The organism is Arthrobacter sp. P1_D4 (genome assembly GCF_056406115.1).
Genome location: NZ_JBFUAU010000002.1, coordinates 147,193 through 173,093 on the forward strand (window position 1 = coordinate 147,193; position 25,901 = coordinate 173,093).

The following is a 25,901-nucleotide window of genomic DNA, read 5'->3' on the forward strand; positions in this document are numbered from 1 at the left end:
GTTCCCGGTGCCCGGAGTGGGCTAATTTGGGGATATAGGGGAGCGCCCGGTGCCCGGTTCGTTGACGGCGGAGGCACCTGGCTTCGCCATCGAGTAAGGAATCCGACCGTGGCCTACAACGTGGCCCAAAAGCTCATCGCATCCCATCTGGTGGCCGGGGAGATGATTCCCGGCCGTGAGATTGGCCTGCATATCGATCAGACCCTCACCCAGGACGCGACCGGGACGCTGGTCATGCTTGAACTGGAGGCCATCGGGCTCGACCGGGCACAAACTGAAGTGTCCGTGCAGTACGTGGACCACAACTTGTTGCAGGCCGACAGCAGGAACGCTGAGGACCATGATTTTCTCCGCTCGGCCTGCCGCCGGTTTGGTCTGTGGTTCTCGAAGGCCGGAAACGGCGTGTCCCATCCGACCCACATGCAGCGGTTTGGCCGTCCGGGCACGACCATGGTCGGTTCCGACAGTCACACCCCGGCCGCTGGGTCGCTGGGGATGCTGGCAATCGGGGTCGGCGGCACCGAGGTAGCCCTGGCCATCGCGGGCGAGCCGCTCTACCTGAAGATGCCGGAGATCTGGGGCGTGCGGCTTACCGGCAAGCTGCCACCGTGGACCAGTGCCAAGGACGTCATTCTTGAAATGCTTCGCCGGCACGGCGTGAAGGGCGGCAAGGACCGGATCATCGAGTACTACGGTCCCGGCCTCGCCACGCTGAGCGCGATGGACCGGCACGTGATTGCCAATATGGGCGCCGAACTCGGTGCGACGAGCACGGTCTTCCCGGCCGACGACCAGGTCCGGGCCTTCCTGCGCACCGAACAGCGCGAGGACGATTTCACCGAACTCCTCGCCGATTCCGGGGCCACCTACGACGTGACCGACGAGATCGACCTGGCCACGATCGAGCCGCTCATCGCCCTGCCCAGCTCGCCCGGCAACGTCGTTCCGGTGCGGGAGGTCACTGGCAGGCCGGTGGCGCAGGTCGTGATTGGGTCCTCAGCGAACCCGGGCCTGCGCGACTTCGCCATTGTCGCCGCCATCACGAAGGGACGGCAGTGCCACCCGGGACTGTCCTTCGACGTCAACCCTAGTTCCCGGCAGATCCTCCAGGACCTCACCAGGATGGGGGCCACGTTTGATCTGATACGCGCCGGAGCCCGGCTGCACCAGACCGGATGCATGGGCTGCATCGGGATGGGACAGGCCCCCGCGAACGGAAGCAACAGCCTGCGCACAATGCCCCGCAACTTTCCCGGCCGTTCGGGCACGAAGGAGGACTCGGTCTACCTGTGCTCACCGGAGACGGCCGCGGCTGCTGCGCTCACGGGAATTATCACCGACCCGCGGGACCTGACGGAGCTTTTCGACCTTGAGTACCCCGAGATCGAACTTCCCGCGGTGTCGAGCGTGAACGTGGCAATGCTCGAGGAGCCGTTGGCGCCGGAGAACGCCGGCAAAGTAGCACTGGTCAAGGGCGAAAACATCTCCTCGCTTCCGGTCTTCGGCCCACTCGCCGACCGCATCGAGGCACCAGTGGCCTTGGTGGTGGGCAACGATGTCTCGACGGACGAGATTCTGCCAGCCGGAGCCCGCGTTCTGCCCTACCGCAGCAACATCCCCAAACTCGCCGAATTCACCTTCGACCAGCTCGACCCCTCCTATGCCGCCCGCGCCGCCCGTACCCGCGACTCCACTGGGCACATCCTGGTCGGCGGCACGAACTACGGCCAGGGATCCTCTCGGGAACACGCGGCTATCACCCCGCGCTTCCTCGGGCTGCGCGCAGTGGTGGCCGTCTCGTTCGCGCGGATCCACTGGCAGAACCTGGCCAATTTCGGCGTCCTTGCAGTCGAGTTCACAAATGCGGCCGATCATGACCGCATCGAACAGGACGATGTGCTCGCGCTGACAGGGATACACGACGCCCTGCTCACAGGCAAGGAGATCCTCGTGGAGAACCGGACCCGCGGCGAGGTCTACCCTGTGCGGCACAGCCTCTCCAGCCGTCAGGTGGACATGCTCCTGGCAGGTGGCCTCATCCCGTGGCTGCGCGAACGGAGAGCGCGGGAATGAGCTGCCGATCACCGCTGACGAGGATGGGTGTGCCGCGGTGAGCGGATGGCCGAGGCCGGACGATCCCTCCGGCGAAATCAGCCTTGTACTCGACCAGCGCAGCACCCTGGATCCGAAGGCTGACCTGCGCGACGGGTTGTCCGCGGTCGCCCGGCAGGGTTCCCACCTTTGGGTCGCCAATGACGAGACGACCAGCCTCGAACGGCTCACCCTGGAGGCCGGCGACCAGGCCCGCACCCACCGCAGCTTCGATCTCACCCACCTCCTTGAGCTGCCCGGGGACAGGGGTGAGATGGACATCGAGGGCCTCGATGTCGAGGATGACACGCTGTGGCTGCTTGGATCGCACAGCTCGGCCCGCAAACAGGTCAAGAACAACGCCACGCCCGCAGAAGCGCGGGATTCCCTGGCGACAGTGGAGGTCAGCCAGCGCCGTCGGGTGTTGGCCCGGCTTTCGACTAAGGACCTCCTCGATCCGGGCGGCGGCCGGACGGGGCAGCAGCAGCGCCCCGCCGTGCTGGGCCTCGGCCGGGGCACGGACCTGGTGGATCTGCTGGCCGATGACCCACATCTTGGTAGCTTCATCCAGTCCTCGACGACCGGTCGCCCGATCCCGGGCAAGGACAACGGCATTGACTGCGAGGGCCTCGCCGTAGCGGGCGACCGGGTGTTCATCGGTCTGCGCGGGCCGGTGCTGCGTGGGTGGGCGATGATCATAGAGCTCCAGGTTGGTGACGGGCCCGGCTTGGAGCCGCAGCCGATCGGTCCCGGGAATCGTCGCTACCGCAAGCACTTCCTTCGCCTGCATGGTTTGGGCGTGCGGGATCTGTGCCGGCACGGACAGGACCTGCTCGTCCTGGCAGGACCCACCATGGAACTCGACGGGCGCGCGGCCGTGTTTCGCTGGCGGGGCGCGCTGACGTCGCAGGCCGAGGCCGTCTTGCCGAAAGACGACCTGCATTGCGAATTTGACGCGCCGTTCGGCGAGGACGAGGACCATGCCGAGGGGATCACCGTTCTCGACGACGATCGGTCGGTCTTGGTGTTGTATGGGACGCCGTCGGGCAAGCGCAAGACCGGACGCCACGCGATCAAAGCCGACGTCTTCCGCCTCAGCACCTAGGAACCGGCGCCGCCACGGTCCCCGGGAGGTGTTCCTACTGCTGCCGGCCCACTTTTCCCAGCCAGGCCCGCAGGAGAGGAACGACGACGTCACTGTGCATCGCACCCAGGTGATCGAGTGCGGGGAGTACTTGCACATCCCACCCGGCCTCGATGAGCTCGCGCTCATGGGCTGCCAGCGGTTCGCCGATCCGCACCGTCACGTCCCCCCAGCGGGGTCCGTAAGCGATGTGATCGGCGGCGCCCGCGAACGCCAGCCGGGGCAGATCCGGCGCCAGGCCAATAGTTGAATCGTCGAAGTCCTGGAGCGCTTCGTAAAGCGTGAGGAACTGGCGGGTCTGTGTCTCGTTGGTCTGTATCGTGGCGGCATCCCAGTCGCCGGGTTCGACCGGGAGGTTCACCTCCGGCGATTGTTCCGGGGCCCTGGCAGCCGCCGAGTGGGCCGCCCGCGTCACCGCCAACATGCTCCTGTACGGGCCGTCGCGCGGCGGGAATCCTCCCATGATGAGCGCCCAGAGCCGGTTTGTGCGGATCGCCAACTGCAAACCGCACAGGCCCAGCCACGAGTAGCCGTAGTATCCGAAGGTCTCGGCGCGTGCCGCATCAGCGATAGCCAGCAAGTCGGCGGTGACGTTCTCCGGGGTGAGGGTATCGGGCGCCGGGTGCGCCATCCGGTGCCCCTCGTAGTCGGCCGCGATTACCCGATAGGACTGCGCGAGGCCCGACACCAGATTGGGCCCGAGGTCCGGGTCCGCGCCCCACTCCCGCATCGTCTGGGCTTCCGGCCCGGACCGCGGCTTCACATTGGCAGGGATGAGGAGCGCCCGGCCGTCACCGCTCACCAGGACGGGTATTGCCGTGCCGTCGTGCAAAAGGGCCTCAACCATCTCGGACACCGGGATCCTCCTTATGGCTACAGCTCCGGTGGACAAAGTCTGCCACCGGTGCGTTCGCTTCGGAACGCCCCGGAGCCATGGTGTTCCGGCCCTGCTCTGGCGCACACCGGCGCAGGGGGGCCAGAATGGGGTCGTGCTCACCCCTGATCGAACCCAGAGGAAGGACTTTCATGACGCTCTATCAGCCTGAACCGGTCGAAATTTCAACACGGATGCGGCCGGGGGAGTGGACCGAGGAAAGCCTGGAGATGCTGGTCGCGTCATACCGCGAGCAGCTCTCGCGCATGGGGGCGACCGCCTCCGAGATCGACGTCGCGATCGACCGCGACGACGGAGGCGGCGTCAGCGTGGTGGCGTCGTGGCTTAAGCCTGACGTCGCGCAGGAGATGACGGAGGTGAAGGACGACACCGGACTCGTGGCGATGGACCCCGACGCCGGGTCAGTGCGGCCGGCGCGCGACGACTCCGCGCCCCGATAGTACTTCGGGACCCGCTTGCGCTCCGGCAGGGTGGTGTTCCCGAAGCAGCCCTTCGATCAGAGTGGAGCTTTCATGGCACCGCAGATTTCCGGCAAAATCGATAAGAAACTGTTTGGGCTCTACCTCTCGGACCACCTCGCGGGGGCCACGGCGGGGCAGGGTCGCATCGAGCGAATGGCGCGCGACTTTACGGACACTCCCTTCCGCACAGAACTTGAAGCGCTCGCCACCCAGATCCGGGAGGAGCGGGAGTACCTGAACGGACTAGTGGGGGATTTTGGCCTGCCACGGCGAACTCCCCGGAGGGCGGGGGCGTGGGTCGCGGAGCGTGCCGGCCGGCTCAAGCTCAACGGGCGGGTGGTGCGCCGCTCGCCGCTGACGCTGGTGTTGGAGTCTGAGGTCATGCGGTCAGCGGTGATGGGAAAGCTGGGGCTGTGGCAGACGCTGCGGGACCTCTCCGGCGATCTGGGACTGGACGGTGCCAGGTTTGACGGCCTGGCCACCACGGCTCGCCACCAGATCGCCACCCTGGACAGGGTCCATGAGTACGCCCGCCGGCGGTCGTTCTACACGAACCAGGGCAGCTGAGCAGACCGGGCATCGTCGGCTCGACCTTTCGCGTCGTGCCCTGCGCCCGGTGGGCACTGGCGCGCGCCGGCAGCGGAGACGAGAATGGGCTCGTGCTCCCTCCTCGCCCCGGCGGGGACGGCGACGCGATGAACGCCGCCGCCCGAAAGATTCAGCGCATCTATCTGACGTTGACGCTGGGCAATACCCTTGCGGCCTCGTTCATCTGGGGGATCAACACCCTCTTCCTGCTCGACGCCGGACTCAGCAACTTCGAGGCGTTTGCCGCGAATGCCTTCTTCACGGCCGGCATGGTCCTGTTCGAGGTGCCCACCGGGGTGGTTGCCGACGGTTGGGGCCGGCGCGTCTCGTTCCTGCTCGGAACCGTGACCCTCGCCGTCTCGACCTACTTCTACTACCTGCTCTGGCAGTTCTCCGCCCCGTTCTGGTGGTGGGCGGTAGTGTCGGTCCTGCTCGGCCTGGGCTTCACCTTCTTCTCCGGAGCGGTCGAGGCCTGGCTCGTCGATGCACTGCGCTTCTCGGGGTTCGAGGGCGGGATGGAAGCGGTGCTCGGGCGGGGCCAGATGGTCGCCGGAGTCGCGATGCTCGCCGGCTCTGTTGCCGGCGGCGTGATCGCGCAGGCCACCAATCTGGGCGTGCCGTTCCTGATGCGCGTGGGAGTGCTGCTGGCCATGTTCGCGGTGGCGTTTGGGCTCATGCGCGACGTCGGGTTCACCCCCGAACGCTCGACCCATCCCCTCCAGGCGACCCGGGCTGTACTCGCCGCCTCGATCGAGAACGGCTTGAAGAATCCGCCCGTTCGTTACGTGATGCTGGCCGCGCCGTTCACCGCCGGCGTCGCGATCTATGTGTTTTACGCCCTGCAGCCGTACCTGCTCGAGCTTTATGGGGACCCCCACGCGTATTCCGTCGCGGGCCTGGCGGCGGCCATCGTGGCCGCGGCGCAGGTGCTCGGCGGCTGGATGGCTCCGCGCATCCGGCGCCTTGTCCGCCGGCGCACCACCGTGTTGATCCTGAGCAGCGTCATGGACACGGTGATCCTGGTGGTGCTCGGGTTGACCCACGTGTTCTGGGTGGCCCTGGTGCTGTTGGCGCTCTGGGCAGTGGTGTCATCGGCGGGCATACCGGTGCGGCAGGCGTACCTGAACGACATGATCGCCTCGAAGCAGCGCGCCACAGTGCTCAGCTTCGATTCACTCATGGGCTCAAGCGGTGGCGTGGTGGTCCAGCCGCTGCTCGGCCGGGCGGCAGATGTGTACGGCTACGCGGCGTCGCTGGCGATCGGCGGCGTGATCGAGTTGATCGCGGTGCCGTTCCTGCTGGCGAGCCGCCGGCAACGCCACCAGGCCGATCAGTCCAACGCCCCGACCAGCACCAACACCGGATCCCAGCCGGCGTAAGAGGCCAGCCGGAATAACACTTCGGCCTCGCTCCTTACTTGGCGGGGCCTTCGGGGCCTACAGTGGGCGTGTAGAACCGTCGACAGGAGCGCCTCAGTGATTACCCTGCAGATCGAACACCAGGTCCGGGATTTTGACATGTGGCGGAGGGCTTTCGACAGCGATCCGCTGGACCGCGCCGCGTCGGGCGTGCGGTCATTCCGGATCTCGCGCCCGCTTGACCAGCAGGATTACGTGATGCTGGAGATGGACTTCGATACGCAGGCGGCGGCGGTGGACTTCCTGGGCCGGCTGCAGAACGATACGTGGAAAACGGGTGTGACGGCGCCGGCGCTGGTCGGCGAGCCATCGACCAGAATCATCGAAACGGTCGCCATCGAGAACGTGGCGGCCGCTGACCGCGGCCTTCGGTAGAACGTCTGCGCCGACACGGGGATCAGACGCGGGGATCACAAGACGCTCACGTCATGCGTTTCGCTGTTGCCCCTGCTGTCCCTGGACGGGGTCCTGCGCGCTCCGCGGAGACACCGTGAGGGTGGCGACGCGTTCCAGCCTCGGATGCAGGTGGTCGCCGTCGTCCACCACCCCGGTCTGCCACCACAATTTCAGCCCTTCCGGCACGACTTCCAGGTAGGCCAAGTTGTTTTGGAACCAGGGCCCCCGGATGCCGGACCAGTGGAACGGCGGGTCCGGCACCTTGGCCGAGCGCGCGACCAAGGCGCCTACCGGGGTGGCCAGGCCGTAGGACATGACGGCCGCGAAAGACCTCATCAGGCGGGGCAACGGGTTGCGGATGGGGGAGCAGACGGCCTGCAGGATCCGGCTGCCCGAGGCACGCTCCACCTCCGCCACATAAGAGTAGTGGACGTCCCCGGAGAGGAAGGTGATTGTTTCCGGTGCCGGGCCGCGCTTGCCGTCGGCCACTTCGCTGGCCATGGCCGCCAGTTCCCTGAAGCTGTTTTGGAATGCGCCCCAGTGTTCCAGGTCCAGCGCCTGGCGCAGCTTCTCGCCGGCCCAAGCGGCACGGTTTCCCCACGCACCTTCAGAGACGGCCTCATTCCACGACTCGACGTAGTGCAGGCCCATCGGCAACAGGAAAGGCAGGGATGTCGCCACGAGCAGGTGGCGGAAGCCGCCTTGCATCCGGTCGTTCAGCCAGGCCATTTCCACCGCGTCAACCAGCGCCCGGTCGTCCGGCGTCAGGTCCCGGGCTGCGCGGGAGTCAACCACGATCAGCCGGGTGTCGCCGAAGTCGCGGCAATAGCTCCACCGGTAGGATTTCGGGTCCCGATCAGCCCGCTCCGCGAAGCTGTCCAGCTCGGCGCCCACATCGAGCTCATCCCCGCCGGTGTGCCCGATGATCCGCTGCCACACGGCATCCTCCGCCCGTTCCTGCGGTGACAGGTTCCCCAGATGCTGGTAGACCCAGTACGAGGCCAGTCCCGCGACGATCCGCCCATGCCACCACGAGGTCGCCTCCATCTCCTTCTTCCAGCTCAGCGAGGTGTTCCAGTCGTCGCGGATGTCGTGGTCATCGAAGATCATGGCGCTGGGCAGGGTGGACAGCAGCCATCGGTTCGCGGGGTCTGACCAGGCCAGAAAGTACAGGTGGGCGTATTCCTCGTAGTCCTTGAGCTCTTCGCCGGGGGGTGCCTTGATGTCGCGCCGGCCGCGGATGAACTCCTGCATCTGTTCGCTGGTCAGGTCGGCATAGACCTGGTCTCCGAGGAAGGCCAGCAGATCCGGCCACGGCAGGTCTCCGCCGGAGGCCATCTTCAGCGCATAGGCGCGCAGGGAGTCGACGCCATGGGTCCGGTTGCCGGATGCATCGTGCGGGACGCTGGTCCTGCAGGAGCCGTAGGCCATCCGCAGCGGCTTGCCGGTGGCCAATGTGGCGATCATTGACGGCGGAAACCCGGATGAGGGGTCGGGCCAGACCTGTGTTCCGTTGATATCGAGGGCGTACGGCGTCACCGTGCCGGGCTCCAGCCCGTCCAATTCCACCAGCGCGTAGTGGTGGCCGTGAACTGCGAATGTGCGGGCCTCCCAGCCCCGGCCGCCGGCACGGATGGAAACCCGGGCAGCGGTTTGGGTCTCCACCCAGACACTCGCCGACGTCTCATCCACGTACCGCACCATAGGGCCGAGCACCAGGGAAGGGGTGGTCATGAATCAGTTGTACCCGCTCCGGCCGGCTGCGGCCATGGCGTCAGGACAGTCCAAGCGCAACGCAGGCAGCGTCAATGCCCCTGAGGCGGTTCTTTGGGTGTCTCTCCGAGGGCCGGGGTGCTGCCGGAATCGCCCGGTCCCTGGGCGAGCTGGTCATGGAGCCTGCTGATCTGGGCCACGAGGCGGGCACGTTCCTCGCTGCCGATGCCTTCGTCCGACCGCTTCCGCAGATTGGTTGCTGCCGTCACACTTTCAACGAGCCAGGAGGACACCACCGCCGTGACCATGCTCAGGACTGCAAACCCGCCGACCATCAGCGTGGCCGCAGCCCACCGGCCCGGAACGGTTACGGGGTAGTAGTCGCCATAGCCGATCGTTGTGATGGTGACAATTGCCCACCACAACGAGTCGCCCATTGAGGTGATATTCGCGTTCGGTGCGCCCTTTTCGAAATTGAAGACGCTCAGGGCGACCGTGTAAAGCAGGAGGATCGCGGAGACAATGACGTAGGCCAGGACGCGGGTCCTGATGGCGGTGCCCGGGGCCCGTTCCATGACCCGGCGCAAGGTGAACGGACGCAGGAGCCGCAACGGCCGCGCAACGGGGAGCACCACCATGAGCAGGTCCAAGGGGTGGCGGACGAACCACCGGCCCCGATGGGGCGCCAGGAGCAACTTCACAATGTAGTCGGCGCCGAAGGCGACCCACGTTGACCCCACGACGATTTCGAGAAGGTCGGCGTAGGGCTGCGGCGGTTCGGCAATGACGAGGATGGAGTAGGCCGCCAGAAAAACAAAAGCCGCACCGACGAGGGGCCACTCGGAATACTTTTGCCAGGTTTCTTGCCTCATGGCTGAATGCTAGGACTTTGTCCCGCGGATGTCCTTACGAAATTGCCACACTGTCCCAAGCCCGCCACCAGCTGACAGCGAGGCACCCGCGTACCGCTGACAACCGTCGCCGGCAGCGGTACATTGGCCTTCTGAGGTGGCAGACCGAGGCTGGGCACGGCAGACCACATGGCCAGAACCTGCGGAGGCGGACAGCCATGGCGGCAAATCAGGACAAAGACAGCGCTAACCAGGGCCACGCCCATCACCGCGTCATCCCCAACGTGCTGGGAACAGTAGAGCAAAGCGTCGTGCAGCGGATTGAGGATTTTAATGATCCGCGCCAGGAATGGCGGCGCCTGTTCTCTGAGTTGTACGGCACGTTCCTGCTCGTGGTCGTCGCGGCCGGCGGCGGTATGATGGGCCAGGCGTTCCCCGGTGTCATCAGCCGCACGGCGGCAGTGGTGGCTCCGGGCCTGATGGTCATGGGCATCATCTTGTTCATGGGCAAGATCTCGGGCGCGCATCTGAACCCTGCGGTCAGCATTGCGTTCGCGCTCCGCGGTGATTTCCCGTGGCGCCGGGTGCCGGGCTACATCGTCGTTCAGCTCATTGGCGCGACGCTCGCCTGTCTGCTGCTGCAGGGCGTGATCGGCGTCTCCGCCACCTACGGTTCAAACTATCCGGCGGCTGGTTATACGGCCGGCGCCGCGTTCCTGATGGAGGCACTGCTGACGATGGTGCTGGTCAGCGTCATCCTGGGAACCGCCTCCGGGGCCCAGAACGTCGGGCTGTTTGGGGCGTTCGGGGTCGGCGCGTACATCGCCTTGGCAGGCCTGTGGGGCAGCCCCATCTCCGGCACGTCGATGAATCCGGCACGAACGTTCGGGCCGGATCTCGCCAGCGGAAATTTCAGCGACTACTGGGTGTATGTCGCCGGGCCGCTGGTCGGCGCGGCCGCCGCCGTCGGTATCGCATTCATCCTGCGCGGAGCGGGCGGCGGGAGGTCGGGCTCGGGAGCCGCGCAGGGTGCCCTCTTCACCGAGGCCGCCGAGGAAGAGAAGCCGTAGCGGGCCGTGAACGTGATCTCGCAGAAGGAGGGCGCCGTGAGAAGGTCCGCGCCGTCTCATCCGCTGGATCCGCTGGGCGAGGACGAGTTCCGTGCAGCTGCGTCCTTGCTCGCGAGCGCGCAGGGCGTCACGTTTCCGGCGTGGCGGCTTGCCGCAATCGAGCTGATCGAACCGGAAAAGGCTGCCGTCGTAGCCTTCGAAGCCGATGCCGACGCGCCGGCTCCGGAGCGGATCGTCGGCGTGAACTGCTTCGAACGGTCCTCCAACAAGACCTACCAGGCGCGGCTGTCGCTGACTCACGGGGTTGTCCTCTCCTTCACCCATATCCCTGGCGTTCAGGCGAACATGACCGTCGACGAGTGGGAAGAAGCTGACGGAGCGCTGCGCAGCCACCCGCAGGTGATCGCTGCGCTTGCCAAGCGCGGCATCACTGATCTGTCCCTGGTCTTCATGGACGTGTGGACCTATGGCCTGTCAATGATCCGGGAGGAGTACCAGGGGCGCCGGATCGGCTGGTCCGATACGTGGGTCCGTGCCCGTGCGGGCGCCAACCCCTATGCGGGGCCGGTCAACGGGTTCCACTGCGTCATTGACCTGGCTTCCATGGAACTGCTGGACATCGAGGACACTTTTGTGGTGGACCGTCCCGAGATCATGGGCGAATATGTCCCGGCGCTGATCCCGGACCGGCTCCGCGACGCAAGCACCCGCGAACCGCTCAAGCCGCTGGACATTGTCCAGCCCGAAGGCGTTTCCTTTCAGATGGACGGCAACAGGATCAGCTGGCAGAACTGGTCCATGCGCGTCGGGTTCAACTACCGCGAGGGGCTGACGCTGCACCGGGTCAGCTATCGTGACGGCGGCCGCGAACGGCCGATCGCGAACCGCCTGTCCTTCGCCGAAATGGCCGTTCCCTACCGGGATCCCAGCGATGACCACTACCGGCGCACCGCGTTCGACGTCGGCGAATGGGGTCTGGGATTCATGACGACCTCGCTGGAACTGGGCTGCGACTGCCTCGGGAAATCCGGTATTTGGATGCGGTCATGCACAATTCTGCGGGGGAGCCCTACACCATCAGGAACGCCATCTGCATCCACGAAGAGGATGGGGCGGTGTTATGGAAGCACATCGATCACGACGGCGGCATGGAAGTGCGCCGGATACGTCGACTGGTGATTTCTTTCCATGTCACCGTGGCCAACTATGAATACCTGGTGTACTGGCGCTTCTACCAGGACGGGAACATTGAGTGTGAGGTGAGGGCCACCGGCATCATGGTGGTCAGCCATTTCGGCGAGGGCCAGCAGCATCCGAGCGGAACGCTGGTGGACAACCGCACCTACGCACCCTTCCACCAGCACTTCCTCGTGGCCCGGCTCGACCTGGACATCGACGGCACCGCAAATACCGTTTACCGTTCGGAAACCGCGATGGTCCCGATGGGTCCGGGCAATCCGTACGGGCTCGCCTTGCATCAGAACAAGACCCCCATCACGACCGAGGGGCACGACGACTACTCCTGGGAGACCCAGCGGGCCTGGACGGTGGCGAACGACAACTCGGTCAACGGGCTCGGGACCCCGGTGTCGTACAAGCTGGTGCCCGGCGCAGCTTTCCCGTCGTTCTTTGACCCGGCATCTCCGGTTTTCCAGCGTGCGGAGGTCATCGGGCACACGGTATGGGTGACGCCCAACGATGCCGCGGAACGCTGGCCGGCCGGCGAGTTCGTGAACCAAGGCACAGGCGGGCTGGGAATGCCCGAATGGGTGCGGCAGGGGCGGTCCGTGGAAAACACCGACGTCGTCCTTTGGTACGTCTTTGGCATTCACCACATCCCGCGGCCGGAGGAGTGGCCGGTTATGCCGGTGGACACTGTCGCGTTCTGGCTTAAGCCGGCCGGCTTCTTCGACCGGAACCCGGCGCTGGACGTTTAGGCGGCCCGGGCCAGGGCGTGCCGCCAGAGGCACGTCACTGAAGTAGATTTGTCGGAGTCGAGGCAGCATTTTGGGACCAAAGAACAGGGGATACGTGTGAGCAGGCTGGACGGAAGATCGGACGGAACCGATGCGGACTTCGCGGCAACGCGCCTCACGGAGCCGGCGTATCCGCAACTGCGGCTCAACAGCGCTGCCCTCGAGAACAACATCCGGGTCATGGCGGCGTGGTGCCGGGATCGGGGCGTGGAACTCGCACCGCACGTCAAGACAACGATGTCGGCACCGATCATCGAGCGGCAGTTGGCGGCCGGCGCCGTCGGCGTCACTGTCGCCACCGTGGATCAAGTCGCCTCGGCACTGCGCTGGGGTCATCAGCGCGTCCTCGTCGCCAACGAGATCGTCGACAGGTCCGGACTAACGCGTGTCCGTGCCTGGCTGGAGGAAGATCCCGCCCGGGAAATCCGCTGCTTCGTCGATTCGGCAGCAGGGGTGAAGGTGGCTGCCGAGATCTTCGACGGCGCGGCGGCCGACCTGGAGGTGCTGATCGACGTCGGAACCCCCGGCGGGCGCACCGGCATCCGCAGCCTGTCCGAGGGTCTGCGCCTGGCCGGGCTGGTCCGTGTCACGCCGGGACTGAGGCTGGTGGGTGTTGCCGGGTATGAAGGCGTCGTGCCCAACAGCCGCGCTGAGGATACGGTCACTGCAGTTGACCGGCACTGCCGGCTGGTGCGGGACGTCTATCTGGAAGCGGCGGAGTTCTTTGAAACCGCCACTCCCATCTACTCCATGGGTGGGTCGGCGTTCCCTGACCGCGTGGTTGAGTTCCTTCCCGACCGCGGCCAGGTGCCCGGAACGCGAATTCTTCTCCGATCGGGCTGCTACGTCACCCACGACCACGGCACCTATGCCGCCGTCAGCCCCGTTCCGGGACTCATTCCGGCGCTCTCCGTTCGCGCGATCGTCCTGTCCACGCCCGAAGCCGGGTTGGCCGTCGTCGGCGCCGGCAAACGGGACCTTCCCTACGACGCCGGACTGCCCAGCGTCCTCTCGGTCCGGACCGCGGACGGAGCCCTCAAGCCCGCTACAACCGCAGCGGTGCGCAATCTCTTCGACCATCATGCGGTGCTCACCGGGGTGTCCGGAGTGGATGTCACCGACACGGTGGATTTCGGGATTTCCCATCCTTGTTCCGCGTTTGACCGCTGGCCCGACTACGTCCTCACCGACGCCGACGGGCAGGAGACGGACGTTTGGCAGACCGACTTCCGCCGGTCGTCCCTGGCCCCAGGCTACGCCCCGTCCTGACGCTCAATCCTTGAGCTGCCTGGTCAGCACTTCGAATTCCTCCACGCCCAGGATCTGCATGTGCTGCTCTGCGCTGGTCTCCGTGCGGATCTTGGCTGCGGCCTCTTGGCTGCCGGCGAGGGCCTGCTCGTCCGCCCACAGCGTGATTGACAATGATTTGCTGTCCTTCCCCAGCAGGTAGTAGATGCCCAGGCATCCCGGCAGCTGGAGCACCCGGTTGACGGTGTCCTCCGACGGTGCCCCGGAGCTGTCCGGGCTTGGCTGATACGTGCTGACGCGAGCGAACATGTGCATCCTCCTAGTTCCAGGTTCGACGGTTGGATCGCCTGCCGCCCCAACCGTTGAACCGGGAGCTGGATCCTTGCGATGTCGCGCCCTGGTGGCGGGCGGCCTGGTCTCCTCCCACCAGTAAGGACCCGCGGGCGCAGAAGCACAAGGCTCCTGTGCCGGTCTATCCGCCCTAGTCCGCCGGCCGCTGCTCAGCCGCCGGCGCCGATGGCCGCACGGGCGTTCCTCTTGAGCTCGGCGAGTTCCTTGCGCGCCACAAGGGCTTCGTCCAGGCTGATTGCCACGAACCTGGTGGATGTGCCGGGGGCGGCCCGGGCCACCAGATCCATGTCGGCGCTGATGACCGTCCCCACCATGGCGTAACCGCCACCGGAGACGGCATCGCGGTGCAGGATGATCGGTTGGGTGCCGCCGGGAATCTGGATGGACCCGACAGCGTATCCGGCATCAACAATGTTGGACGGGTCGGAACCGGCGCCGAATGGCTGTTCCCGCTCTTTCCACTGCACTCCGGGACCCGAGTACCGCAATCCCATCCGGTCCGCCACCGGAGTCACCTTCCACTCGCCGTTGAGCAGGTTGTCCAGTCCCTCGTCGGTGAGGCGGTGGTCATAGAGGCCCAGGACGATCCTGACCGTCTGCTCCTTGGAGAAGGCGGGACGGAATTCTTCCGGAACAGTATCGGCGTCGGGCACGGCTCCGCCGTCCAGCGGGCTACCGACTGGAACCTGGTCGCCGGCCTCCAGCTTGCGGCCGTGGAATCCGCCGATTGCGCCCAGACTGTAGGTGGACCGGCTCCCGAGCACGGAGGGGACATCGATGCCGCCCCGGACCGCGATGTAATACCGCGTGCCGCCCTGGATGACGCCGAAGCTGAGTTCGTCGCCAGCCTTCAGCTGCAGCCGGGCCCACTGGGGCCGGGCTTCGCCGTTGACCTTGACTTCAACCGGTGCCCCAGTGACGGCGATAAGGGCATCCTGGTCGGTGGACAGTACAGGGCCCAGGTAAGTGCATTCCAGGACGGCTTCCTTGGCAGTGTTGCCCACCAGGGCATTGCCGAGTTCGGCAGAGTATTGGTCCAGGGAACCGCTCTGCGGGATGCCGACGTTGTAGTGGCCGGTGCGTCCCTGGTCCTGGACCGTGGTGGCCAGCCCGGGGTTCCTGATGTCAAACGCCATTGAGGGCCTCCATGAGTTCCTGGTTGTAGCCTGCGGGGTTCGCCAGCGCCCTGGACAGATCAAATGTCACGGGCACCTGCCGGTAGTGGAACGTTCCGGCGGAGATCTCAGACTGGATGGTGTTGTATTCGGCCTCGGTGACGGGCTTGAACTTCACGATGTCGCCCGGCTTGAAGAACACCATGAAGTCCTTGAAATCGGCCAGGGACTGGGCCGGATCGAAGATGGGGGCGGCAGCGACCCCGAACATCTGGTAGCCGCCGGCACCCCGCACGGAGTAAATGCAGCCGAAGCAGCCGCCGTGGCCCACGGTCAGTTTGGGGGTGTCGGTGCGGGGACTCAAATACTTGGGCACTTCGAGTTGTTTCTCCCGCTCCACCAGTTGGAAGAGGAACGGCAGGCCGGCGACGAAGCCAACCATGGAGACAAGCCACGGTTGCTCATGGTGGCGCTGGATGAATTCGGCGGCATCCTTGAGGTTGTTGACCTTGGCTGCGTAGTCAATGTCGGTGCCGCCGGGCTCCTGATGGAATCCTTCGCGGAATCGCTCCGCCACCTCCGCCGTGAACGGGTCTTCGTACCAGACCGGGACCTCGACGATCCGGGTTTCCAGCGAATGGTCGTGATGGTGCGCCAGATCCCCTTCAATGGCCCGGACGGTCTCTTCCAGGGTCGACGGCGGCAGGACATCGGGATCGAACCTCACCAGCAGCGAGGCGTTGGCGGGACAGACGTCCACGATGCCGGGCAGCTGCATGGCCGAAAGTTTCGCTGCTATCGACATCACCCTGAAGTTGGCCGCCAGGCTCATGGACTCCGCGACCTCAACGAACAGGAATTCGTCTCCGCCCCAGGTGTAGCGGGCCTCCATCACGGCGGGTTCCGGGCTGCTGCTCATTGTGCCTCCATCAGATCGGGGACGGTTTCAAGGAATTTGGAGTGGTGGGTGACGGCTACGAATTCGGGCCGGCTCAGCAGTTTCTTGTGCACCGGGATGGTGGTCTTGACCCCTTCGATGTGGGTTTCATCCAGGGCCGACAGCATCGCCTCAATGGCCGCTTCGCGCGTGTCCGCATGCACAATCAGCTTGGCCAGCAGGGAGTCGTAGTACGGAGTGACCGTGGAACCGGCCTCCACCCCGGTGTCTACCCTGATGCCTGCGCCCGCGGGCCAGTCCATGGCGGTGATGAGGCCAGGGCTGGGGAAGAAGTGGTGGTCGGGGTCCTCCGCATTGACGCGGCATTCGATGGCGTGGCCATTGAATGCGATGTCGTCCTGGCGGAGGGACATCGCCCCGGTGAACGCGATCTGCAGTTGTTCGCGGATCAGATCGACGCCCGTGATTTGCTCCGTAATCGGGTGCTCAACCTGGATGCGGGTGTTCATTTCGATGAACGCCGCTTCATGGTTGACCGGGTCATAGAGGAATTCCACCGTTCCGGCGCCGCTGTAGCCGCACTCGCGGGCGAGTTCCACGGAGGAATCCCAGATCCTCTGGCGGACGTGGTCGGGGAGGTCCGGCGCCGGTGCTTCTTCAATGACCTTCTGGGAGCGCCGCTGCATGGAGCAGTCGCGGTCGCCGAGATGGATGAAGTTTGTTCCATCGCAGAGGACCTGTACCTCCACGTGACGGGCATGCTGCACAAAGCGTTCCAGGTAAACGGTGGGATCGCCGAAGACAGCAGCCGCTTCGCCGCGCGTCTGCTCAATGGATTCCAGAAGCTTGCCTTCGCTGTGCACAAAGCGGATGCCCCGGCCGCCGCCGCCGGCGGAGGCCTTAATCATGAGCGGGTAGCCGATGCCGCGGGCGATTTCTACGGCGTCGGCCGCCGGATCGAGGGGGCCGTCCGAGCCACGGAGCACGGGGACGCCAGCCTTCCGGGCCGATTCCCTCGCCAAGGACTTATTGCCCATCATCGCGATGGCGTCCGCACGCGGCCCCACCCAGATCAGGCCAGCATCAGCGACCTTCCGGGCGAAGGCCGCATTCTCGGAGAGGAACCCGTAGCCCGGATGGACGGCATCGCAGGCGTTGTCCACGGCCGCGGCGACGATGGCGTCCTGGTTCAGGTAGCTGGCGGTGGCAGGCGCCGGACCCACCACGACGACGTGGTCAGCGGACCGGGCAGCCAAGGACTCGACGTCGGCTTCGCTGGCAACCACGAATGTTTCGATGCCCATTTCACGGGCGGTCCGGGCAATGCGCACGGCGATCTCGCCGCGGTTGGCGATGAGCAGTTTCTTCATGGCTATCCTTCCCGGACGACGACGATTGCGTCGCCTGGGTTGACCATGTCGCCCTCGTTGACCTCAAACGACTCCAGGGTGCCGGCCACATCGGACTGGATTTCGGTGAACTGTTTCATGATTTCGATAATGCCGAGGGTCTGTCCGACCTCGATGGCGTCGCCTTCATTGGCGAAAGGCGGCTTGCCGGGGCCGGGCTTGCGGTAGAAGACGCCGGGGAGCGGGGAAATGATGGTTGCCACGGGATGCTCTCTTTCAGGTGGTTTGGATAGATCGGTTCAGCCAAGGACCGCACGCACTGCTGTGGCCACTGCGACAGAATTGGGTGCGTCGGAGTGGACGCAGATGCTTTGGAACTGGATGTCCAGTTCGGTGCCGTCAACAGCGAGGACTGGCTTGCCCGCCAGCGCCCTGCTGACACGCTCGGCCGCGGCGTCGGGATCGGTGGGCGCCGGGCGGCGCTGGATCAGCAGCTCACCGCCCGGGCCGTAGTTGAGGTCAACATAGAGTTCGGGCACGAAGTCCACCCCCATGGCCCGGCACACGCTTTCGTGGGCGGTCCCTGCGAGCCCGAAAAACGGAACGCCGAACTGCAAGGCTGTGCCGGCCGCGGCTTGCATTAGTTCCTCGTCGCCGGCCAGCATGCCGTAGAGGGCGCCGTGCGGCTTGATGTGGTTCAGTTTCAGCCCGTGCTTTGCGAGGAACGCTGTCAGGGCCCCGGTCTGGTACAGGATGATCGACTCTACCTCCGCCGGGGTGAGCACCATTCGGCGGCGTCCAAACCCCACAAAGTCCGGCAGGCCGGGGTGCGCTCCGACTGCCACGCCGTGCTCTGCAGCCAACGCCACGGTCCGTTCCATGACGTCGGGATCGCCGGCATGATACCCACAGGCCACGTTGGCGACGTCGATGATGCGCATGAGTTCTTCGTCATTGCCGTACTCGTGAAGGCCGAGGCCTTCGCCCAAATCGGAGTTCAAGAGCACCCGCCCTGAAGTGTGGGGAGAGGCCTCGGGAGAGGTGTCGGGGGTCACATTGGTTTGCATGAATGCAACGCTACTCAGCAATTCACGCGCCCGATATTGTGCAGGTCGCTGAATCTGCAGGCATGACTTATGGTTGTTGCACTGTCCGGCGGGGCGTCCCGCCATAGTTGGAGGGCCCGTGCGAATTTCAGACTTAGCCGACAACGCCGATCTCAACATCCGACTCCGTGTTGCCGGCGGCGAAGGCCGCCTGGCCCGGCCCATCACTTGGTGCGCCCCCACCGAACACATGGACCCCACGCCCTTCCTTAGCGTGAACGCCTTGGTGCTGACCAACGGCATGGGCCTGAACGTCAAGGACTTCCGGACCTGGGACGCCTACGTGGAACGGCTGGTTTCCGTCCCCGTCTCCGGTCTGGCGTTCGGCTTGGGCGCGGCCCACAGCGAGCTGCCGGCCGGCCTGCTCCGTGCCTGCGAGGTGCACGGCCTGCCATTGTTGGAGCTCGCGCCGCAGGTGCCCTTTGTGCTGGTCATGCGGCACGTGGAGCGGGTCATCGCTGCCGAGCGCTATGAGGAGTTGCGGAAGGGGTGGGAACTGGCGGACCAATGCACCCGGTTGGCGGCCGACGGACATTCCTTGGCGGAGGTGCTGGCGAGGGTGGCGGACGCCATTAATGCGAGGGTGGCCGTGATCGACCAGAATGCCTTCGAACTCGTCTCGGCGGGCGCGGCTCACGGAGGGACCGCGCGGACCGCGCTGCGCCTGCCCAGCGGTGAATCCGAGCAGTTCAGGCTTGCCATCGAGGGGATCGGGAGCAACATTGTGCTGCAGCCCATCCTGGGCCCCGTGGCCGCCGTCATCGCTATGCAACTTAGCTATACCCTCGGTTCCCATTCGCCCCTGCATTCCCGGGAAGCCGCACGCTTTATGGAAGCCCTATATGAAGACCGCGGCGAGCCGTCCGTGCCGCTGCGCCGCTACGCCCTCGAATCCGGGTTCGATCCTGACACGGACTGGGGTGCGGTGCTCATCGGCACCTCAGAAGAGGTGGCCCCCGCAAAGTTGCGCGCCATCGCATGGCGCGCCCGGGTGGGACTTCAGGCCGGGTTCGGCACGGTGAGGTTCATGGAAGAAGCAGGGCTCACGACTCTCTTGCTGCAGCAGGGGCACGCGCAGGCCGACCTGCTGGATGCCGCCCGGGCGTTCTTTACGGACGTCCCGGAACTATCCGTTATTGTCTCGGAATCCGCGGGCCTCAGTGAACTGCCGCTCGCGCTTCAGCTTGCCCGCCGTCACCTGGGACAGCCCGGCGTGCACCAGGCGCCAACGGCCGATCTCGCCGGCATTGTGCAGGGATTGCCCAGCCCGGGGCTGGTGGCAATGTGCCAGCGGCTGCTGGCTCCCTTGGCCTCCGACGGCGGCAGTTCGCTGCGGGAGACCTTCGACGCGTACCTGCGCCACAGCGGGAACTCCGCGAAGATCTGCGACGAGCTCTTTATTCATCGGAATACGCTCAGCTACCGGCTGCGGAAAATCGAGGAGCTGCTGAAACTGGATCTGTCCGATGGCGAAGTCCGCGCCACGTGCATGCTCGCTCTCGGGATTGTTGCGTCCGCCCGCTAAGGCGAATGTGCAGCTTGCACGAAAAGCAGTCTCAATCTTGGGAGTAATGCCAATGTGACACTGTGAGACGGATCACTAATCTCAACTCATGGGCTCCTCAACTCATGGGTTTGGAGCCCCACGGTTGGGCTATTGATTGGCGGACGGCGCGGGCCCGTATGGCCTCCCGCTTCCACCCGCTGATTCGACTGACTGGAGGATTCACTTGCAGTGTCACACCGGGGTCCTGAAGGCGCTGCTTTCCCGCACGCACAGTACCGGCTTCAGTCTGATGGATTCGACCTCCCGGCCGTCCAGGACGCCCTTAAGGAGCTGTACCGCAGTCCGCCCGATATCCAGCATGGGCGAGCGGACTGAAGAGAGCGGGATGGGCAGTTCCGCGGCCAGCGAGGTGTCATTGAAGCCAACCACCGCCACGTCGCGGCCGACGCCGAGGCCATGGGAACGCAGGGCTCCCATGGCGCCGATGGCCGCGAAGTCGTTGACGGCGAACAGTGCAGTCGGGTGGGAGTTGCCGTGAGCCAGGATGGTCTCGGCCGCTTCCCGTCCTCCGCCGGTATCGAATCGGGACCACACAACGGCGTCAGGGGGAATCTTCCCGCCCAGCGCACGCCAGCGGTCCACGAAACCGGCCGTCCGGTCGACGGCCGTGCTGGCATAGGGCTCGCCGGCGATCACGGCGACGTCCCGGTGCCCCATGCCCCACAGGTGGTCGGCCACAAGCTCGCCGCCAAGGACGTCGTCGCAGGTGGCCGACGGGAAGCCCGGGACGTGCCGGTTCATGAGCACGAACGGCACTTTCCGGGAGGCGAGCTCCCGCAACAGGCCGCTGTCCAAGTGTGCATCGCCGATGATCAGCCCGTCCACGCGTCGGGCCAGCATGGACTCCGTTTTGCGGCGCTGCTCCTCGGGCTCATCGCGCGAGTTCATGACAAACGTGGAATAGCCGAGCTCCGCCGCGGCTTCGTCGATCCCCTCGTACATAATCGCCAGAACGAGGTCCGAAAGCCGGGGAACTATCACGCCCATGAGATGCGTGCGCCGCGTCCGCAGGCCGGCGGCCTGCGGGTCGGGGGAGTAGCCGCGCTTCCGAGCGAGCTCACGCACGCGTTCGGCGGTAGCTACGGAGGCTGCCCCGCGCGCCACCTCGGAGCCCGAGTGCAGGATCCTGGATACGGTCGAGGGGTGGATGCCGAGCTCGCTCGCGAGATCCTTCAGCGTGATGGTGCGGCCACCGGCCGTGCTCTCTTCCATTCAGTCCCCTGCCTCAGCTCAAAAGGTCGTCATCACCAAGGGTGCCTGATAATGCCCGGATCTTTGGTCCAGGCACTCTTGACGTGTCGCACCTCACATTCTATAGTCAATCAAACGGCGTACCCAATCGATTGGGTAGACGGAATCCCGGGAGCCGGCGGCGAAGTATTTACCCCCCTGAAACTTCCGGGAGCATCTGCAGGAAACATGGCAGGGATAACTTTTAGCCAACAACCCAATCGATTGGGTAAGCACTCGGAAACAGTTGCAGAACAAACGGAGTGGACATGACCGTCACAGATTTAGTTGGCCCCCACGTGGTCCTGCTGGCCACGGGAGGAACGATTTCTTCGCGCGCGTCCGAGGCCGGCGGAGCCGCGGTGGCATCCGACACGGGGGAGCAGGTGTTTGCCAGCATGGGAGTGCCAGCGGCCCATCCGGTCCGCGTGATCGACGTTTTCCGGAAAGGCTCGTACCTGCTGACAGTCGACGACATGATCGCCATCTGCGCCACGATCCGGGAAGTATTGGCCGATCCGCAGGTTCTGGGCGTCGTGGTCACCCACGGGACGGACACGATGGAGGAAACGGCCTATCTCGTTGACCTCACCCACGATGATCCCCGCCCGGTGGTATTCACCGGAGCGCAGCAGGCTGCCGACGCCGACTCCCCTGACGGTCCTGGCAATCTGTCCCGCGCGATCGCCGTCGCCGGTTCTCCGCGGGCGCGGGGAACCGGTGTGCTGCTGGCGTTTGCCGGGACTATCTTCCCTGCGGCCGGCGTCCGCAAGCGCCACACGACCAGCCTCGACGCCTTCGCCAACCCGGACTTCGGAATCGTGGGATCGGTGTCCGACTCTGGCGAGGTCGAAATCCAGGCGGTACGGCCCGGATCTTCCCCGTTGCCCCTGCCGGGCGCGGACGCCGGTTCGCCGCGCGTGGACCTCGTTGCTGCCCACCCCGGAGCTGACGCCACCCTCCTGCGGGCCGCTCGGCAGGCCGGGGCCGCAGGGATCGTGCTCCAAGGGACGGGAACGGGCAACGCAAACCGCGTGCTGTGCCAGGAAGTCGCCGACGCCACCGCGGCCGGCGTCGTGGTGGTGACGAGCACCCGCGTGGAAGCCGGTGCCGTAGTGCCTCGATACGGCGACGGCGGCGGCGAGGATCTGCGCGCTGCCGGGGCCATCCCCGCCGGGCTGCTCAGGCCATCCCAGTCGCTGGTCCTGCTGAGCCTTCTGCTCAGGCTCGGCACTCCCGCAGCCGGGATCGCGGAGACCTTCGCCCTGCGGGGCACGCTCCCAGACTAGTTCATCCCGCCCAAAGCCAGGCCTCACCAACAAACCACAGCCCAAAGACAAACCTCAACAAGAAGCCAAACCTCAACAAAAGCGCAGTGAAAGGTTGATCTCATGACTAAGGACATCCAAGTCGCGTTCGGCGTGGACGTGGACGCAGTTGCCGGAATGCTCGGCTCCTACGGGGGCGAGGACTCGCCCTGCGATATCTCCCGCGGCTTGTTCAGCGGCGAGGTCGGCGGCCCGCGCCTCATCCGGCTTTTCGAGAAGTACAGCCTGCCCGCCACCTGGTTCGTGCCGGGCCACTCGATCGAGACCTTCCCGGACCTGACGCGGATGATCGTCGACGCCGGGCACGAAATCGGCGTGCACGGGTACTCGCATGAAAACCCCATCGCCATGACCCGCGAGCAGGAGACGGCCATCCTGGACCGGTCAATCGAACTCATCGAGAAAGTCTCCGGCCGACGGCCCACGGGCTACGTTGCTCCCTGGTGGGAATTTTCCCCGGTCACCAACGAGATCCTGCTCGAACGCGGGATCAAATACGACCACTCCCTGATGCACAAGGACTTCGAGCCCTACTACGTCCGGGTCGGCGACAGCTGGAAGAAGATCGACTACACCAAGGCTGCCGAAACCTGGATGGAGCCGCTGGTCAGGGGCACGGAAACCGACCTCGTCGAGATCCCGGCCAACTGGTACCTGGACGACCTGCCTCCCATGATGTTCATCAAAGCGGCCCCGAACTCCCACGGATTCGTCAGTCCCCGGGACATCGAACAAATGTGGCGCGACCAGTTCGACTGGGTGTACCGGGAAATGGATCAGGCCGTCTTCACCATGACCATCCATCCGGATGTCTCGGGCCGCCCCCAAGTGCTGCTCATGCTTGAGCGCCTCATCGAACACATCAATTCCCACGAAGGCGTCAGCTGGCTGAAGTTCGACCAGATAGCGGACTCCTTCCTCGCACGCAGCCCCCGAAAGGAAAACCAGTAATGACCATCCAGCAGCCCGCCGTCGATCTGACACAACCCGGACCGGACGAAAAACGCCGCTTCCCGGTTTTCTCCAAGCACCACACAACCGTCGCCACCGTCTTGGCGCTCTGTGCCTGGACGGTCGCCGTATTCGACTTCGGACTTTTCGGCACCCTCCTGCCGGCCATGCAGCAGGAGTTCGGCTGGACCGCCACCGAAGCGTACGCAATCAACACCTGGATCGCCGTCGGCACCGCGATCGTCTGCTTCGGAATCGGCCCGGTCATTGACCGGCTCGGCCGCCGCAAGGGCATGATGACCACGATCGGCGGGACCGCCATTGTCTCTGGCCTGACGGCCCTGATTCCGACCGGGATCCCGTTCCTCAGCAACGGCCTGCTGGTGCTGGTCCGTTCCTTCGGCGGGCTCGGGTTCTCGGAGCAGGCCGTCAACGCCACCTACATGAACGAGGTCTACCAGGTCACCGAAGTCGCGGATAAGCGCAAGCGCCCCGGCTTCCACTACTCCTTCATCCAGGGTGGCTGGCCGCTGGGCTTCCTGCTTGCCAGCGCCCTCGCCCTCGTCTTCCTCCCGTCCCTCGGCTGGCGTGCCCTATACCTGATGGCGACCGTTCCGGCCGCGATCATCGTGTGGGTCATCGCCAAGAAGCTGAAGGAGACGCCGCAGTTCGAACTGCACCACAAACTGACCCAACTCGAGAAGAGCGGCAAGACCGAGGAAGCCCATTCCCTGGCCCACGCCTTCGGCGTCGAGCACTCCTCCGCAGCCCCGCTCAAGCGCATCTGGGAGCCGCACCTGCGCCGGAATACGATCGTCCTGTCGCTGGCCTGGATCTTCAACTTCTTCGGCATCCTTATTTTCAGCATTCTCGGCAGTTCTGTTCTGAAGAACGCCAAGGGTGTGGAACTTTCTGACGCCTTCTGGATGCTGATCGTCATCAACGGGCTGGCGTACTTCGGCTATGTCTTCCATGGGTGGCTCGGTGACAAGATCGGCCGCAAGCGGACCATCATCGGAGGCTGGATTATCTCCGGCATCTCCTTCGCCATCATGCTCAGCCCCCTTGCCACGGACCCCTTCATGATCATCGTCACCTACGGCGCCGGACTGTTCTTCCTGGTCGGACCGTACGCCGCGATCCAGTACTTCATGGCGGAGTGCTACCCCGTCAGCTGCCGTGCCACCGGCACAGCCTTTATCGGCGCAATGAGCCAGCCCGGCACGATTCTCGGTGGTTTCCTGTTCACGCTAGCGGCCGCCAGCGTAGGAACCGGTGCTGCAGCCTTGTGGGTCGGCGCGGCCGGAACCCTTTTCTCCGGCCTGCTGATGATCGCCGCGAAGCCGCCGGTCGAAGCCCTGCTCGAGGACCACCCCCATGACGCCTGAGAACAGGGTGGCCGCGATCACCGGAGCGGCCAGCGGCATAGGACGGGCCCTCGCGGTCCACTACGCCCACCGCGGCGTGCATTCTGTCATCGGAACCTTTCCCGGCGACCCGCACGACCCGGAGGAAACCCTTCGGATGGTGAAGGACGCCGGCGGCCAGGGGGTCATCCACGAAGTGGACGTCCGCAGTACCCCGTCTGTCGATGCCTTCGCCGAACGCGCCGTCGACGAGTACGGCCGCCTGGACTACGCCGTGGCCAACGCCGGAATCCTGCGCAACTCACCGCTGGAGGAGATGACCGATCAGCGCTGGCACGACATGCTCGACGTCGACCTTACCGGCGTGTTGCGGACCTTGCGCGCCGGGTCCGCGAAGATGACCAACGGCGGAGCGATGGTTGCCGTATCCTCCATTGCCGGCGGCGTCTACGGCTGGGAGGAACATGCCCACTACGCAGCCGCCAAGGCCGGCGTGCTCGGCCTGATCCGCAGTGTGGCCGCCGAGTTGGGGCCGCGCGGCATCCGCGCCAACGCCGTTATCCCCGGACTGATCGAAACTCCCCAGTCCCTGGATCCGGTGAATTCCCTCGGGCCCGAGGGCCTGCAGCGCGCCGGTTTGGAAATCCCCTGGGGCCGGGTCGGACGTCCCCAGGAGGTTGCCAGCGTGATCGGCTTCCTGACCTCCGATGACGCTGTCTACGTCACGGGCCAGTCCCTGATTGTTGACGGCGGCCTCACCATCAAGATGCGTGCCTGAAAAGCCTCGG

Annotated in this window: 23 protein-coding genes and 1 pseudogene; 14 read left to right on the forward strand and 10 right to left on the reverse strand. The window is 65.4% G+C overall.

Annotated elements, in window-relative coordinates:
- Positions 1-108: 108 nt before the first annotated feature.
- Positions 109-2,073, forward strand: coding sequence for an aconitate hydratase (locus AC1D0A_RS01600; RefSeq protein ID WP_476945049.1), 1,965 nt, complete (start codon positions 109-111; stop codon positions 2,071-2,073).
- A 37-nt stretch (positions 2,074-2,110) separates the two neighbouring features.
- A complete protein-coding gene (locus AC1D0A_RS01605; protein WP_476945050.1) occupies positions 2,111-3,196 on the forward strand; it encodes a DUF3616 domain-containing protein in 1,086 nt (361 codons plus the stop codon).
- Positions 3,197-3,230: 34 nt separating this feature from the next.
- Here AC1D0A_RS01605 and AC1D0A_RS01610 read toward each other — a convergent pair whose 3' ends face one another.
- Positions 3,231-4,082, reverse strand: coding sequence for an alpha/beta hydrolase (locus AC1D0A_RS01610; RefSeq protein WP_476945244.1), 852 nt, complete (start codon positions 4,080-4,082; stop codon positions 3,231-3,233).
- 257 nt (positions 4,083-4,339) lie between these two features.
- Between AC1D0A_RS01610 and AC1D0A_RS01615 the strand changes: the two genes are divergently transcribed.
- The 4 genes from AC1D0A_RS01615 (at position 4,340) to AC1D0A_RS01630 (ending at position 6,972) form a co-directional block, all read left to right on the forward strand.
- Positions 4,340-4,570, forward strand: coding sequence for a hypothetical protein (locus AC1D0A_RS01615; protein WP_476945051.1), 231 nt, complete (start codon positions 4,340-4,342; stop codon positions 4,568-4,570).
- Positions 4,571-4,642: 72 nt separating this feature from the next.
- Positions 4,643-5,158, forward strand: a complete 516-nt coding sequence (locus tag AC1D0A_RS01620) for a hypothetical protein (protein WP_476945052.1) — start codon at positions 4,643-4,645, stop codon at positions 5,156-5,158.
- Positions 5,159-5,286: 128 nt separating this feature from the next.
- A complete protein-coding gene (locus AC1D0A_RS01625; RefSeq protein ID WP_243177999.1) occupies positions 5,287-6,558 on the forward strand; it encodes an MFS transporter in 1,272 nt (423 codons plus the stop codon).
- A gap of 96 nt (positions 6,559-6,654) precedes the next feature.
- A complete protein-coding gene (locus tag AC1D0A_RS01630) occupies positions 6,655-6,972 on the forward strand; it encodes a hypothetical protein (RefSeq protein ID WP_243177866.1) in 318 nt (105 codons plus the stop codon).
- A gap of 51 nt (positions 6,973-7,023) precedes the next feature.
- On the opposite strand, the gene AC1D0A_RS01635 is transcribed toward AC1D0A_RS01630, so the two are convergent.
- Together AC1D0A_RS01635 and AC1D0A_RS01640 are read right to left on the reverse strand one after the other, a co-directional pair.
- A complete protein-coding gene (locus AC1D0A_RS01635; protein WP_476945053.1) occupies positions 7,024-8,727 on the reverse strand; it encodes an alkaline phosphatase D family protein in 1,704 nt (567 codons plus the stop codon).
- 71 nt (positions 8,728-8,798) lie between these two features.
- Positions 8,799-9,578, reverse strand: coding sequence for an ion transporter (locus AC1D0A_RS01640; RefSeq protein ID WP_243177864.1), 780 nt, complete (start codon positions 9,576-9,578; stop codon positions 8,799-8,801).
- A 197-nt stretch (positions 9,579-9,775) separates the two neighbouring features.
- Between AC1D0A_RS01640 and AC1D0A_RS01645 the strand changes: the two genes are divergently transcribed.
- The 3 genes and pseudogenes from AC1D0A_RS01645 to AC1D0A_RS01655 all read left to right on the forward strand — a co-directional run bounded on the left by AC1D0A_RS01645 (position 9,776) and on the right by AC1D0A_RS01655 (position 13,872).
- Positions 9,776-10,627 (forward strand): MIP/aquaporin family protein, encoded by an 852-nt coding sequence (locus tag AC1D0A_RS01645; protein WP_243177863.1) that lies wholly within the window; start codon positions 9,776-9,778, stop codon positions 10,625-10,627.
- A gap of 36 nt (positions 10,628-10,663) precedes the next feature.
- Positions 10,664-12,564: pseudogene (locus AC1D0A_RS01650) on the forward strand (primary-amine oxidase).
- Between the two features lie 96 nt (positions 12,565-12,660).
- Positions 12,661-13,872: an alanine racemase gene (locus AC1D0A_RS01655; RefSeq protein WP_476944331.1), complete on the forward strand. Its 1,212-nt coding sequence runs from the start codon at positions 12,661-12,663 to the stop codon at positions 13,870-13,872.
- Positions 13,873-13,875: 3 nt separating this feature from the next.
- On the opposite strand, the gene AC1D0A_RS01660 is transcribed toward AC1D0A_RS01655, so the two are convergent.
- The 6 genes from AC1D0A_RS01660 to pxpA all read right to left on the reverse strand — a co-directional run bounded on the left by AC1D0A_RS01660 (position 13,876) and on the right by pxpA (position 18,631).
- The gene (locus tag AC1D0A_RS01660) at positions 13,876-14,160 is read right to left on the reverse strand and encodes a hypothetical protein (protein WP_243177860.1); all 285 of its coding nucleotides are present in this window, start codon (positions 14,158-14,160) and stop codon (positions 13,876-13,878) included.
- 191 nt (positions 14,161-14,351) lie between these two features.
- Positions 14,352-15,338: a 5-oxoprolinase subunit C family protein gene (locus tag AC1D0A_RS01665; protein WP_243177859.1), complete on the reverse strand. Its 987-nt coding sequence runs from the start codon at positions 15,336-15,338 to the stop codon at positions 14,352-14,354.
- On the reverse strand, positions 15,328-16,236 hold the full coding sequence (locus AC1D0A_RS01670; RefSeq protein WP_243177858.1) for a 5-oxoprolinase subunit B family protein: 909 nt from the start codon (positions 16,234-16,236) through the stop codon (positions 15,328-15,330). Before AC1D0A_RS01670 ends, AC1D0A_RS01665 begins: the two co-directional genes overlap by 11 nt.
- Entirely contained in the window at positions 16,233-17,585 is a 1,353-nt protein-coding gene (locus AC1D0A_RS01675) for an acetyl-CoA carboxylase biotin carboxylase subunit (RefSeq protein ID WP_476945054.1), read from the reverse strand. Before AC1D0A_RS01675 ends, AC1D0A_RS01670 begins: the two co-directional genes overlap by 4 nt.
- Before the next feature lie 2 nt (positions 17,586-17,587).
- The gene (locus tag AC1D0A_RS01680) at positions 17,588-17,827 is read right to left on the reverse strand and encodes an acetyl-CoA carboxylase (protein ID WP_243177856.1); all 240 of its coding nucleotides are present in this window, start codon (positions 17,825-17,827) and stop codon (positions 17,588-17,590) included.
- Positions 17,828-17,863: 36 nt separating this feature from the next.
- A complete protein-coding gene (gene pxpA, locus AC1D0A_RS01685) occupies positions 17,864-18,631 on the reverse strand; it encodes a 5-oxoprolinase subunit PxpA (protein ID WP_476945055.1) in 768 nt (255 codons plus the stop codon).
- Between the two features lie 118 nt (positions 18,632-18,749).
- Here pxpA and AC1D0A_RS01690 point away from each other — a divergent pair, with 118 nt between their 5' ends.
- Positions 18,750-20,195, forward strand: a complete 1,446-nt coding sequence (locus AC1D0A_RS01690) for a PucR family transcriptional regulator (RefSeq protein ID WP_243177854.1) — start codon at positions 18,750-18,752, stop codon at positions 20,193-20,195.
- Between the two features lie 213 nt (positions 20,196-20,408).
- Here the strand turns inward: AC1D0A_RS01690 and AC1D0A_RS01695 are convergent, their stop codons facing one another.
- Positions 20,409-21,449 (reverse strand): LacI family DNA-binding transcriptional regulator, encoded by a 1,041-nt coding sequence (locus tag AC1D0A_RS01695; RefSeq protein WP_476945056.1) that lies wholly within the window; start codon positions 21,447-21,449, stop codon positions 20,409-20,411.
- Positions 21,450-21,736: 287 nt separating this feature from the next.
- Between AC1D0A_RS01695 and AC1D0A_RS01700 the strand changes: the two genes are divergently transcribed.
- The 4 genes from AC1D0A_RS01700 (at position 21,737) to AC1D0A_RS01715 (ending at position 25,891) form a co-directional block, all read left to right on the forward strand.
- Positions 21,737-22,756, forward strand: coding sequence for an asparaginase (locus AC1D0A_RS01700; RefSeq protein WP_476945057.1), 1,020 nt, complete (start codon positions 21,737-21,739; stop codon positions 22,754-22,756).
- A 102-nt stretch (positions 22,757-22,858) separates the two neighbouring features.
- Entirely contained in the window at positions 22,859-23,746 is an 888-nt protein-coding gene (locus tag AC1D0A_RS01705) for a polysaccharide deacetylase family protein (protein ID WP_277523964.1), read from the forward strand.
- Positions 23,746-25,134 carry an MFS transporter gene (locus AC1D0A_RS01710; protein ID WP_243177850.1) on the forward strand — a complete coding sequence of 463 codons (1,389 nt, stop codon included), beginning with the start codon at positions 23,746-23,748 and terminating at the stop codon, positions 25,132-25,134. The genes AC1D0A_RS01705 and AC1D0A_RS01710 overlap by 1 nt, the downstream gene beginning before the upstream one ends.
- On the forward strand, positions 25,124-25,891 hold the full coding sequence (locus AC1D0A_RS01715) for an SDR family NAD(P)-dependent oxidoreductase (RefSeq protein WP_243177849.1): 768 nt from the start codon (positions 25,124-25,126) through the stop codon (positions 25,889-25,891). The genes AC1D0A_RS01710 and AC1D0A_RS01715 overlap by 11 nt, the downstream gene beginning before the upstream one ends.
- Positions 25,892-25,901: the final 10 nt, after the last annotated feature.